The sequence below is a fragment of the Saccharothrix isguenensis genome (genome assembly GCF_052936305.1).
Window position 1 is genome coordinate 2,713,050 of record NZ_CP193626.1, and the last position, 13,449, is coordinate 2,726,498.

At 71.9% G+C, this 13,449-nt stretch carries 5 protein-coding genes; 4 read left to right on the plus strand and 1 reads right to left on the minus strand.

Features of this window, described 5'->3' with window-relative positions; genetic code table 11:
• Positions 1-3: 3 nt before the first annotated feature.
• A complete protein-coding gene (locus ACRAKI_RS12920; protein ID WP_447007303.1) occupies positions 4-645 on the minus strand; it encodes a response regulator transcription factor in 642 nt (213 codons plus the stop codon).
• 163 nt (positions 646-808) lie between these two features.
• Here ACRAKI_RS12920 and ACRAKI_RS12925 point away from each other — a divergent pair, with 163 nt between their 5' ends.
• Genes ACRAKI_RS12925 through ACRAKI_RS12940 form a run of 4 tightly spaced genes read left to right on the plus strand, consistent with a single transcriptional unit; the run spans position 809 to position 13,229 of the window.
• Positions 809-10,597 carry a CBM96 family carbohydrate-binding protein gene (locus ACRAKI_RS12925; RefSeq protein ID WP_447007304.1) on the plus strand — a complete coding sequence of 3,263 codons (9,789 nt, stop codon included), beginning with the start codon at positions 809-811 and terminating at the stop codon, positions 10,595-10,597.
• Between the two features lie 58 nt (positions 10,598-10,655).
• On the plus strand, positions 10,656-11,066 hold the full coding sequence (locus ACRAKI_RS12930) for a hypothetical protein (RefSeq protein ID WP_447007305.1): 411 nt from the start codon (positions 10,656-10,658) through the stop codon (positions 11,064-11,066).
• Entirely contained in the window at positions 11,005-12,570 is a 1,566-nt protein-coding gene (locus ACRAKI_RS12935; RefSeq protein ID WP_447007306.1) for a sensor histidine kinase, read from the plus strand. Before ACRAKI_RS12930 ends, ACRAKI_RS12935 begins: the two co-directional genes overlap by 62 nt.
• On the plus strand, positions 12,567-13,229 hold the full coding sequence (locus ACRAKI_RS12940; RefSeq protein ID WP_447007307.1) for a response regulator transcription factor: 663 nt from the start codon (positions 12,567-12,569) through the stop codon (positions 13,227-13,229). The genes ACRAKI_RS12935 and ACRAKI_RS12940 overlap by 4 nt, the downstream gene beginning before the upstream one ends.
• Positions 13,230-13,449: the final 220 nt, after the last annotated feature.

The following is a 13,449-nucleotide window of genomic DNA, read 5'->3' on the forward strand; positions in this document are numbered from 1 at the left end:
CCCTCAGCCCAACCGGTAGCCCGCACCGCGCACCGTCTGGATGCGCTCGTTGCCGAGTTTGCGCCGTAACGCGGCGATGTACACCGGCAGCACGTTGCTGCCCTGGTCGTGGTCGTCGCCCCAGACGTGGGAGAGCAGGAACACCCGCGACAGCACCTTGCCGGGGTGCCGGATCAAAGTCTCCAGCAAGGCGAACTCACGCGAGGTCAGCTCCACCGGCGACGCGCCCGCGACCGCCTGCCGAGTCAGCAGGTTCAGCGACACGTCGCCCGCGGAGAGCACGGTGGGTGAGGTGCGGCGCAGGCGTGCCCGGACCCGCGCCAGCAGCACCTCGAACCGGAACGGCTTGGTGATGTAGTCGTCCGCGCCGTTCTCCAGGCACGACACCACGTCCCGGCGTTCCGGGTGACCGGTCATCACCAGCACCGGTAGGTCGTGGCGCCGTCTGCGCAGCGCCCGCAGCAGTGCGAAACCGTCGTCGCCGCCGAGCACGAGGTCGAGCAGCACGAGGTCCGTCCCGTCGGCGCGGGCGAGCGCGGACGCGGTGTCGGTGGCGACCACCGTGCGGTACCCGCCGGCGCGCAGGCCGCGCTCCACGAATCGGGTGACCAGGGGGTCGTCGTCCACGATGAGGATGCGGCTCACGTCCACTGGTCGTTCTGGCGGATATCGGCGTTACGGTCGGGCACCGTCAAATCCGACATGAACGAATTCTCATGGTGGGTAAGGATTTCCTCATCTGCTCCTTAGCTCCCGGTGACCGTCGCGAACCAGGCTCACGTCGGGGTACCGGGCGAGGGAGCGAGCGATGGAGAGCACCACAACTGGTGGTAGACGCAGGTGGTTCGCCCTGGCGGCGGTGGTCGCCCTCGGCTGGGCCGGGCTGGTGGCGTCGGTGGACGCGCGTGCCTCCGTGTCGTTCACCGTGACCAGCACGTCCGACGCGGTGGACGCCTCGATCGGTGACGGCGTGTGTCGCACCAGCGCGAACGTCTGCACGTTGCGCGCCGCTGTGCAGGAGGCCAACGACACCGCCGCAGCGGACACCGTGATCGTCCCGGCGGGCCACTACGTGCTCACGCTCGACGGCGCGGGGGAGAATGGCGCGGAGATCGGCGACCTGGACGTCACCCGGCCGCTGACCGTGTTGGGCGCGGGCGCGGACTCGACCGTGGTCGACGCCAACGGCCTGGATCGCGTGGTCGAGCTCGGCGTGACCTCGGGGCGGGTCACCCTGCGCGGGCTGACCCTGCGCGAGGGCGTCCACGACGAGATCGGCGGCGCGCTCCACAACGGTTCCGCGGCCACCGTGCGGCTGGAGGACGTGAAGGTGCTCGACAGCAGCGCCACCGCGTTCGGCGGCGGCATCGCCCACGTGGGCGGGCGGCTGGAGCTGGTCGGCGTCACCGTCTCGGGCAACTCCACCGTCGGCGAAGGTGGCGGCGTGCACGTCTCCTCCGGCGCGCTGACCATCACGGGAACGTCCACCGCACCCGCCGTGATCAGCGATAACGCCGCGCGTGAGGGTGGTGGTATCCACCACGCCGGCGACGAGAGCCCCATGGGCGTGCCGTCGAGCGTGGCACTGTACGGCGCGAAGCTCGCCGACAACACCGCCGAGGGCCTTGGCGGCGGCCTGTCCGCCACCGGTGACATCGCGGTCCTGCTCACCGACGCCGTGATCACCGACAACACGGGCGAGGAGGGCGCGGGCGTGGCGGTCACCGGACGTGGCGCGCTCACCGCCACCCGCGGCTCGTTCACCCGCAACGCCGCCACCGGCAACGGCGGTGGCCTCCACTTCGCCTCAGAGCGCGCGGCCAAGCTGACCGGCGTCGTGGTCATCGGCAACACCGCGGGCGATGCGGTCTCCGGTGACGGCGGCGGCGCAGGCCTGAACACCGAGGGCACCGGCGGCCTCACCATCGCCGACGGCCTGTTCGAGGACAACGACGCGGTCGGCCACGGCGGCGGCGCGCTGCTGGGCGCCACCGGCACCACCACGGTGACCGCCACCCACTTCCGCGGCAACCACTCCGATGCCGGCGGCGGCGGCTTGACCAGCGCGGGCGACCGGGTCACCATCCGGGACGCGGTCCTGACCGGCAACACCTCCGACGGTGACGGCGGCGGCTTGGAGTCCGAGGGCAGCGGCGACTTCACGTTGGCCGGCACCGCCGTGCACGCCAACCGCGCGGCCAACGGCGGTGGGTTCGCCAACCACGCCGACGGCTCGGCCACCATCTCCGGCAGCACGTTCTGGGACAACCGGGCACTCGCGGCGAGCGGCGCGGACGAATCCGGTCTCGGCGGCGGCGTGTACAGCCTCGGCGACGCCACGGCCACCTACGAGAACACCACGATCTCCGGCAACTTCGCGCAGATCCGCGGCGGCGGTTTCTACGTGGACGCGGACGCGCCCGTGCGGGTGGTCAGCTCCACCATCTCCGGCAACACCTCGCCGGTCGCGTCGGGCGTGGGCGGCGAGGTGGGCGTGCCGCCCGTCCCACCCGAGCCGAGCCAGGGCGTGACCTTCCGCAACACCATCGTGGCCGGGAACCTGCTGTCCCCGGACTGCAACTTCGCCGTCGGCTCCGAGGGCGGCAACCTGGACAGCGCCGACTCGTGCTACTTCCGCGGCCCGCGCGACCGCTCGGGCATCGGCCTGCCCCGCATCGACGCGGTCGCCGACAACGGCGGCCCGACGATGACGCAGGCGTTGCAGGACGACAGCTTCGCCATCGACGGCGGCGTGGCGCCCTGCCCGCCGACCGACCAGCGCGGCACCGCACGCCCGCAGAACGGCACGTGCGACATCGGCGCGCTGGAGCACACAGGCCCGTTCGCACCCGCCGACGACGTGCCGCCGGACACCTCGCTGGTGGACCCGCCCGCCACCGTGGGCGAGCACGCCACGTTCCACTTCGCGGGCACCGACAACACCACGCCCGCCGCGGAGCTGCTGTTCGAGTGCCGCGTCCTGAACCACGACCCGACCGACCCGCCGGACCCGCCCGACCCCACCGATCCGCCGGACCCAGACCTGGCGTGGCTGGGCTGCCCCAACCCGTACGAGGTGCCGGCCGTCGAGCCCGGCGAGAACGTCATCGAGGTCCGCGCGGTCGACCGCAAGGGCAACGTCGACCCGACGCCCGCGACCCACACGTTCACCGGGGGCATGGACGTCACGCCGCCGACGGTCACCTTCACCCTCACCCCGCCCGATCCCTCCACCGGCCGCACCGCGGTCTTCGGGTTCGCCGCCACCGACGACCTCACCCCGACGGCGCTGCTGGAAGTCGAGTGCAGGCTGGACAGCACCGACGAGAACGCCTGGGTCGAGTGCGCGAGCCCGCACAGCGTCACCGACCTGACCACCGGCCCGCACACGTTCGAGGTCCGCGCGGTCGACGAGGGCGACAACACCTCGGCCGTCGCCGCGCACACCTGGACGGTCGCGTCGCCGACCAACTGCACCGACGCCAACGTCACCCTGGTCGCGGACGCCGACGCGCACGTGGACGAGGGCTTGTCGCAGGAGAACTTCGGCGCTGCGGAGACCTTGGCCGTGCGGTCGTCCGCACCCGGCCAGGACGCCCGCGCGCTGGTGCGGTTCGCCGTGCCGACCGACATCCCGGCCGACTGCTCGCTGGTCTCCGCACGGCTGCGGCTGACCGGTGACGGCGACGCCGGCCGCACGCTCCAGGCGGCACCGATCACCAGCACCTGGCAGGAGGACCAGGTGACCTGGCTGACCCAGCCCACCACGGCCGGCACGTCCGTGAGCACCGACTCCGGTGCGGGCCAACGCCAGTGGGACGTGACCGAGCGGGTGCACGGGATGCTCACCGGCACGCCGAACCACGGCTTCCTGATCCGCGACGCGGCGGAGGAAGGCGACCCGGGCGGCGAGCAGGCGTTCACCAGCCGGCACGTCGAGCAGGACCCCCAGGCGCCGTCCACCCTGCCGCAGCTCGTGCTCCGGTTCGGCGGACCGGGTGAACCCACGCCCCCGCTACCCGCGAACCCGACACCGACGCTCGTGTCGTGCGGCCAGGTCGTGACCCACAGCATCCGACTGCTCAACGACCTCACCGACTGCCCGGTGGACGGCCTGGTCGTGGGCGCGCCGAACGTCCTGATCGACCTCGACGGCCACACCGTCGACGGCCCCGGTTACTTCCCCGGCGAACCCGGCTCGCCCGTGGAGCTGCCCGAGATCGGCGGCCCGGCCGGGGTGCGCAACCCCGGGTTCGCCAACGTGACCGTCACCGACGGCACGGTCAAGCAGTTCGCGTTCGGCGTCCAGCTCGCCGCGGGCAGCAGGTTCTCCCGCATCACCGACCTCGACGTCCAGCGCAATGCCAACTCGGGCGTCGAGCTGGTGGACGCCGACAACGGCCGTGACGGCAACACGATCAGCGGCAACCGGTTCGACGGCAACGAGGCTGGTCTGTCCATCCTGGACGGATCGGAGAACTCCCTGGTCGAGGGAAACGCCTTCACCGGCAGCCTCGGCGTCGCGATCCGGATGCAGGAGGCAGCCGGCCACACCATCCGGAACAACACCGTCAGCGGCGTGATGGCCGACCCGCTGCTGTCCGGCGACGGGGGCGTCCTGATGGAGGCGTCACCGGACAACTCCTTCACCGGCAACACCGTCACCGACACCGGCGACGGCGGCCTGGTGCTGGAGGAAGGCTCACACCGCAACACGATCCACGGCAACACCTTCAGCAACGTCGGCGACGCCGGGATCGTCGCCCACGGCAGTGACTCCCTCGACATCGTCGGCAACAGCGCGCACCTGTCTTCCGACGCGGGCATCAGCCTCGGCGACGCGCACGGCGGCGTCATCCGCGACAACGACGTGCGGTTCAACCCCGGCGGCCTGTCCCTGGACAACGTCTCCGGCATGGTGGTCGAGCTCAACGACGCCCGGTCCACCAGCGGCGCCGGCATCGAGCTCGGCGGCGCCTCTCTCGGCAACACCGTCCGCGACAACGACGTCAGCGAAGCAGGCGGCACGGGCATCGCGGTGGACGTCGATGGCCTCGACCCGGCGGGCAACCCGATCGGCAACCTGATCGAGCGCAACACCGCCAACGGCACCTCGTCCGACGGCATCGAGACCACCCGCGGCGGCCACACGCTGCGGAACAACACCACCCACCACAACGCGGGTCACGGCATCCAAGCCGCAGACGACACCGTGGACGGCGGCGGCAACGTCGCCAACGGCAACGGCGAGGCCGTGCAGTGCGTCGGCGTCGTCTGCGGGCCCGGCGCACCCGGCGCACCACCGACCGGCGACCTGGTCAACCCCGACACGCAGATCTTGACCACGCCGCCGAACCCGTCGTCCACCACCGCCACGGTCGGCTTCACGTTCACCGGCACCGACGACACCGCGCCCGTGACCGCCCTGCGGTTCCAGTGCCGCCTCGACGCGCCGCCGGACCCGCCCGCACCCGAGCCGGAGCCCGGTGAGCCGCCGCAGCCGCCGAACGTGGACAACTGGGTCGAGTGCGCCAGCCCCACCTGGCACGCGTTCCTGCCCGCCGGTCCGCACAAGTTCGAGGTGCGCGCGGTGGACCCCGCGGACAACGTGGACCTGACACCGGCGGAGTTCACCTGGACCGCCGTCGCCGCGCCGCCAGGACCGGACTCCAGCCCGCCGCGCACCACCATCAACTCCGCGCCCACCGACCCGAGCAGCGACACGACCGCCGTCTTCGGGTTCCGCGGCACGGACAACGCCACCCCCGGCCCGTACCTGACCTACCGCTGCCGGCTCGACGGCGGCACGTGGGAGGCCTGCGCACCCGGCGTGAGCCACAACGGACTGGCGCTCGGCCCGCACACCTTCGAGGTCGTCGCGGTAGACCTTGCCGGCAACTCCGACCAGACACCGGCCGCGCACAACTGGACGATCACGGCGCCACCGGTCGACGAGACCGCGCCGGACACACTGATCGCCGCCGGACCGGACCCGACCACGGTGTCCACCACGGCCGAGTTCTCGTTCTCCGCGAGCGAGCCGGGCACCGCGTTCCAGTGCTCGCTGGACGGGGGCACCTGGACCGCGTGCACCTCACCGCACACCCACACCGGCCTGACCGTGGGCACGCACTCGTTCACCGTGCGAGCCGTGGACGCGGCGGGCAACGCCGACGCCTCACCCGCCACGTTCGTGTGGGCCGTCGCCGCAGCGCCGACGCCGATGGCGGCCAACTGCGGCCAGGTCATCACGCAGAGCGTGCGGGTGACCAAGGACCTGCTGGACTGCCCTTCCGACGGACTGGTCGTCGGCGCGGACGGCATCACCCTCGACCTCGGCGGCGTCGTGCTCGACGGCGTAGGGCAGGGCGTGGGCATCCGCAACGACGGGTTCGACTCGGTCACCGTCACGAACGGCACCGTGCAGCAGTTCGACGTCGGCGTGGCGGTAGGCCCCGGCTCGGTGCGCGGCATCGTCTCCGGCATCACCGCCCAGCTCAACCAGGAGGTCGGCATCGCGCTGACCGACGCCGACAACGGCACGACCGGCTCCACCGTGCGGTCCAACCTGCTGTCGGGCAACGCCTACGGCATCCGCGTCACCGATGGCACACAGGGCGCCGTGGTGCTGGACAACACCGTCGGAGGCACGGCGGAGAACGCCATCACCGTGCTCGGCTCGTCCGGTGTCCGGATCGAGCGCAACACCGTGTCCACCACCGGCGGCATGGGCATCGTGCTCGACGCGTCCACCAACACCAGCCTGATCGGCAACACCGTGTCCGGCACCGGCAAGCCCGCCGTGCACCTGGTCAACGCCTCCGACGGCAACCGCGTCGAGGGCAACGCGCTCGGCGACGGCGAGATCGGCGTCGAGATCGTCGGCTCCGACCGCAACCAGGTGCTGGCCAATGAGATCAGCGGCATGAACGGCCCCGGTGTCGGACTGGACGACGCACACGACAACCAGGTCGTCGGCAACGAGCTGACCGCGAACAAAGACGGCCTGGACGCGCACGCCTCCACCCGCAACCGCATCGAGGGCAACAACGCCAGCGGCAACGGCAGCGCCGGCATCTCGCTCGGCGACCAGTCCCTGGACAACGTCGTGGTCGCCAACGTCGCGCGCCAGAACTCGTCCGAGGGCATCTCGGTCGAGGCCGTGCAGGAGGGCAGCGGGCAGGCGGGCAATCGGATCACCCAGAACAACGCCTCCGGCAACTCAGGCGACGGCGTCGCGGTGACCAAGGCGGGCCACCGCATCACCGCCAACGTGGCCGACAACAACGACGGCTGGGGCGTCTACGCCGAGATCGGCAACACCGACGGCGGCGGCAACCGGGCCACCGGCAACGTCGAGCCGACCCAGTGCCACAACATCGTCTGCGACGGCGGCGCGCCGCAGGCGCCGGAGGTCGACCCGCCGGACACCACCCTGGTCACCCAGCCGCCGAACCCGAGCGGCAGCACGTCGGCGAGCTTCACCTTCACCGGCGTGGACGACCACACCCCGCTGTTCGAGCTGGACTTCCAGTGCCGGCTCGAGAGCACCGACGAAGCCGACTTCGTGGACTGCGAGAACCCGCGCACCTACGGCGGCCTCGCACCCGGCGAGCACCTGTTCGAAGTCCGCGCCGTCGACCAGGCCGGCAAGGCCGACCCGACGCCGGCCCGGCACCGCTGGTCCGTGGTGCTGCCCCAGGTGGGCGTGCCGCCGGACACCACCATCACCACCGGCCCGGCGGCGCAGACACCGCTGGAGCAAGCGGTGTTCACGTTCGACTCGAACGAGCCGGACACCACCTACCAGTGCTCTCACGACGGTGCGCCGTTCACCGCGTGCACCTCGCCGGTCGTGCTGGAGGAAGTCCTGTTCGGCCACCACGCCTTCGCGGTGCGCGCCGTGGACCCGGAGGGCAACGTCGACCCCGCGCCGGCGGTGTGGACGTGGACCAGGGTCGGCCCGCCCGTGGTCACCGTGATCGGCGCGCCCGACGAGATCACCACGAGCAGGCGGGCGGAGTTCACCTTCACCGCGAACGAGCCGGTCACCCGGTTCGAGTGCTCCCTGGACCTCACGCCGTACGTCACCTGCGCCTCGCCCACCGAGTACACGGGCCTGGCCATCGGCGAACACTCGCTGCGCGTGCGCGCGGTCGACCTGGACGGTCTCACCTCCGGGCCGGATGAGTCGGCCGAGTTCGAGTGGACGGTGGAGCCGGGCATCGACACAGTCCCGCCGGACACCGCCTTCACCGCGACGCCCGCCAGTCCCAGCGACTCGGCGACCTTCGGGTTCACCGGCTCCGACGACGTCACCTCACCGCACGGCCTGCTCTTCGAGTGCAGGCTCGACTCGGACGACGAGGCGGACTTCGCCGGGTGCACCAGCCCGTGGACCTACCCCAACCCCGACCACCCGACGCCGCTCACGGCCGGCCCGCACACGCTCGACGTGCGCTCCGTCGACTTGGAGGACAACATCGACCCCAGCCCGGTGCGGCACCAATGGACCTACACCGGTGACGTGACCGCGCCCGCGGTGACGTTGCGGACCGTGCCGCCCGCCACCACGGCGACTGCCCTGGCCCGCTTCACCTTCACCGCGGACGACCCGTACGCGTCCTTCGAGTGCTCGCTGGACGGCGCCGCGTACGAGGCGTGCTCCTCACCGCACGAGGAGAACGTCGAGCCGGGCGAGCACTCCCTCTCGGTCCGCGCGACCGACCTGTCCGGCAACGCCGGCGCACCGGCGACCGCGAACTGGACCTTGGTCCCCGCGCCCGTCGTGACCTTGACAGGCACCCCGCCCGCCACGGTCGCCTCCGCTACGGCCGCCTTCGCGTTCACCGCGTCCCAGCCGGGATCGGCGTTCTCCTGCTCGCTGGACGGCGCGGCGTTCACGCCGTGCGCCTCGCCGACCGAGCTGACCGGCCTGGCCGTCGGCACCCACCACTTCGCGGTGCGCGCGTCGGCGCTGGGCGCGGTGGGGGAGACGGTCTACTTCGAGTGGACCGTCACCCCGCCACCGGACGCGATCGCACCGCAGACCACCGTGGTCTCCGGGCCGCCCGCGACCACCACCGCGACCACCGCGTCGGTGACGTTCGCGGCCAGCGAGCCAGGTGCGACGTTCGCTTGCTCGCTCGACGCGGCGGCGTTCACCGCGTGCGACTCCCCGTTGCAGCTCACCGACCTCCCGGTCGGCGCGCACCGGCTGGAGGTGCGGGCCACGGACGCGGCGGGCAACACCGACAGCACGCCCGCGGTGTTCGACTGGACCGTGCAGAGCGAGGCGCCGCCCGCGCCGGTCTGCCCGACCGTGCCGATCACCCTGGCCTCGGGTCGGGACAGCTGGGTGTTGTCCAGCGCGACCACGTCCAACTACGGCTCCGACGGCGGGTTGAAGGTGGAGAGCAAGCAGGGCGACAACGCACGGGCGCTGGTGCGGTTCGAACTACCCCAACTGCCCACCGGGTGCGTCGTCACGCAGGCGTCGCTGCAACTGCACGCCGGGTCGGCCACCGGCGGCCGGACCTTGCAGGCACTGCGGATCGCCTCGCCGTGGACCGAGGCCGGCGTCACCTGGTCCAACCAACCGGCGGTGAGCGGCACGGCGGCCACCACCGCGTCGGGCTCCGGCTACCGGACGTGGACGGTCACCGAGCACGTCGACGCCATGTACGCGGGCGCTAACCACGGGTTCCTGATCCGTGACGCGGCCGAGAGCGGCAGCGGGCAGCTCCAAGGCCTGCACAGCCGGGAGAAGGGCACGGACAACCCGCCGCGCCTGGTCCTCACCCTCGGGACGCCCACCACGCCGCCGCCCGGCGGTGGCCCGGACACCACCCCGCCGGACACCGCCATCACCTCGGCGCCCAGTTCCTCCGCCGCGACGGCCGCCTCGTTCACCTTCACCGGCGAGGCCGGCGCGGTGTTCGAGTGCTCGCTCGACGGTGCCGCGTTCACCACGTGCACGTCGCCGGTGCAGCACACGGTGGAGGTGGGGGCGCACACGTTCTCCGTGCGCGCCGTGGACGCGGCGGGCAACACCGACCCGACCCCGGCCACGCACACCTGGACCGTCACCGGGGTCTGCGTCGCGCCCGGCACGGTCATGGTGGGCGCGGACGCGGACGCGTGGGTGCTGCAAAGCTCGGCGTCGAGCAACTACGGGCAGGACAGCGTGCTCAAGGTCGACAGCAAGTCGGGCAACAACGCCCGTGCCCTGGTCCGCTTCGCGCTGCCGGCCGTGCCCGAGGGTTGCTCGGTGACGCAGGCGTCGTTGAAGCTGTACGCGTCGTCCTACAAGTCCGGCCGAACCCTGCAGGCCCAGCAGGTCACCTCTGCCTGGACCGAGGGCAACGTGCGGTGGAACAACCAACCCGGCGTGGCGGCGCAGGCGGTCACCTCGGCCTCCGGCGCCGGCTACCGCGCGTTCACGGTGGCCCAGCAGGTGGCCGCGATGTACGCCGGCGCCAACCACGGGTTCCTGATCCGTGACGCGGCCGAGAACGGCGGCGGACACGAGCAGGGCTTCCACAGCCGGGAGAAGGGCGGCGACAACCCGCCGCGGTTGGTGATCACGTTCGGATGAACGGATTCTCATCAGCGGTTCACGCAGGACCACGGTTCCACGGGAGAGAGTGAGGGTCATGACGCCATCTACCAGGCTCGCGGTCCTCGCCGCCGTGGTCGCCGTGCCCATGGGCGCGGTCCTGGCGAGCTTCGCGATGGCCGACGACGAGAGCCCCGACGTGCCGGCGACGGTGCGGATCGGCGAGATGCCGGCACGCACCGCACCGGCCGTGGCCGGGACGACCACCACGACGACCCCAGTTCCGACGACCCCCGTTCCGACGACCGAAGCGCCGCCGCCGGCCGCGCCCGAGCCGCCACCGCGGATCGTGCCGCCCGCGCCGCCCGTGACCCAACCCGATGACGGACCGGGTGACGACGGCACGGGCGTCGGCACGGGCACGGGTGTCGGATCCGACGACGACGATGACGGCGGCGGTGGTGGTGACGACGGGTCGGGTGGCGGAGACGACGACGGTGACGACTAGCCAGGAGATCGACAAGCCAGGCGGTGGGCCGCCCACGCGACCCACCGCTGCGCCGGCGGGCGCGACGCCACCCCTCGGCGCCGCGCCCGCCACCCGGCGCAGGCTCGTCATCCCCGCCCGATTGCGGATCATGAGCTGGATGATGGCGCTCATGGCCGTGGTGTCGGGCACGGTCACCGTTGTCACGTACAACCTGCTCCTCCAACGGGTCAGCGACGAGGTCAACGCCGCCTTGGAGCAGGAAGCCGCCGAACTCGCGGGCGTGGCGCGCGAAGGCGTCGACCGTGCCACCCAACAGCCCTTCCGCACCGCCCGCGAACTGCTGTTCAACCACTTGCGCCGCCAACACCCCGACGACGACGAGGTGATCGTCGGCTGGGTGGCGAGCGGCGAACGGCTGCTCCAGGACCGGGCCGAGCCCTTCCGGCTCGGCGACAGCACCGAGGTGCTGGAGCCGATCCTCGCCGCCGAAGGCCCCAGTGGCACGTCCGCCACACCGGTCGGTGAGATGCGGTGGGTGAAGGTGCGGGTGGAAGGCCCCGGCGGCCCGGACGACCGCGGTGTGTTCGTGGTCGGCTACTTCATCGACCGCGACCGCGCCGAGGTGGAGGAGACGATCCGGACGCTGGTGCTCGTCAGCGGCGTCGGGCTGCTGTTGGCCGGGTTCGCGGCGTGGATCGTGTCCGGGCAGATTCTCGCGCCCGTGCGCCTGCTTCACCGCGCCGCCGCGTCCATCACGGAGGAGGACCTGACCCGCCGCATCCCGGTGCGGGGACGGGACGACATCGCCGCTCTGGCCGAGCAGTTCAACCTGATGCTCGACCGGTTGGAGCAGGCGTTCGCCACGCAGCGGCGGTTCGTCGACGACGCCGGTCACGAGCTGCGCACCCCGATCACGATCGTGCGCGGGCACCTGGAACTGATGGGCGATGACCCGGGTGAGAGGGCCGAAGTGGTGCGGCTGTGCACGGACGAGCTGGACCGGATGAACCGGATCGTGGCCGACCTGCTCGTGCTCGCCAAGGCCGAGCGACCCGACTTCGTGCAGCTCCAACCCGTCGAGATCGCCGAGCTGACCAGCGACATCTACGTCAAGCTGCGCGCCTTGGGCGACCGTGACTGGCGCTTGGAGGGCATCGGCGAGGGCGTCGCGATGCTGGACCCGCAGCGCGTAACGCAAGCCGTCGTGCAGCTGGCCCAGAACGCCGTGCAGCACACGTCCTCCGGCGACCGGGTGCTGGTCGGCTCCGCGCTGTTCGACGGGCAGGTGTCGTTCTGGGTCACCGACCACGGCCCCGGCGTCAGCCCCGAGGACAGCGCGGTGATCTTCAACCGGTTCGCCCGGGGCTCCACCGACGGCGCGGCGGCCCACCGCGCCGGCGCCGGACTCGGCCTGGCAATCGTGCGGGCGATCGCCGAAGCGCACGGCGGCATGGTCAAACTGGTGTCCACGCCCGGCGAGGGCGCCACGTTCGGCATCGAACTGCCTGGAGGGGACCGGTGAACCGCATCCTGGTCGCGGAGGACGAGGAGCGCATCGCGTCGTTCGTCCAGAAGGGCCTGGCGGCGAGCGGCTTCTCCACCACCGTGGTCACCGACGGCGTCACCGCCGTGGACTACGCCCTCACCGGCGGCTTCGACCTGATGGTCCTGGACATCGGCCTCCCCTGCCGCGACGGGTTCACCGTGCTGCGCATGCTGCGCGAGGCGAACGTGACGACACCGGTCATCATCCTCACCGCCCGTGACTCCGTGCACGACACCGTCGCGGGGCTGGAGGGCGGCGCGGACGACTACATGACCAAGCCGTTCCGGTTCGAGGAGCTGCTGGCGCGCGTGCGGCTGCGGTTGCGGCCGGCGGATCGCGTGCCCGAGGTGACCGTGCTGCGGTCCGGTGACCTGTCGCTGGACCTGCGCACGCGCCGCGCCCAAGCGGCGGAGCGGACCGTCGACCTGACCGCGCGCGAGTTCGTCCTCCTCGAGCTCTTCCTGCGCCACCCGGGCCAAGTCTTGTCTCGTGAACAGATCCTGTCCCACGTCTGGGGTTACGACTTCGACCCCGGCTCGAACATCGTGGACGTCTACGTGCGCGCCCTGCGTCGCAAGATCGGCCCCGAACGCATCACCACGCTCCGCGGCGTTGGCTACGCCTTCGGCCGCTGACCCGTCGAGCGCTCCGGGCAAGGAACGGGCCGGCCCCGGTCACCGCGACCTCACCGAGCCGGGCCTGTGGGGCGCAGAGGTCGGCCACCGCTGCCTGACCTGCGCTTCAGGCTGCTGTGGGTTCGTACTCGTTGATCAGGTCGCCGAGGACTGGTCGGCGGCGTATCGAGGTGCAGCCCGGTTCTGCGATCGGTTGGTCCGGTCGTGGTGGTGCGAGTTG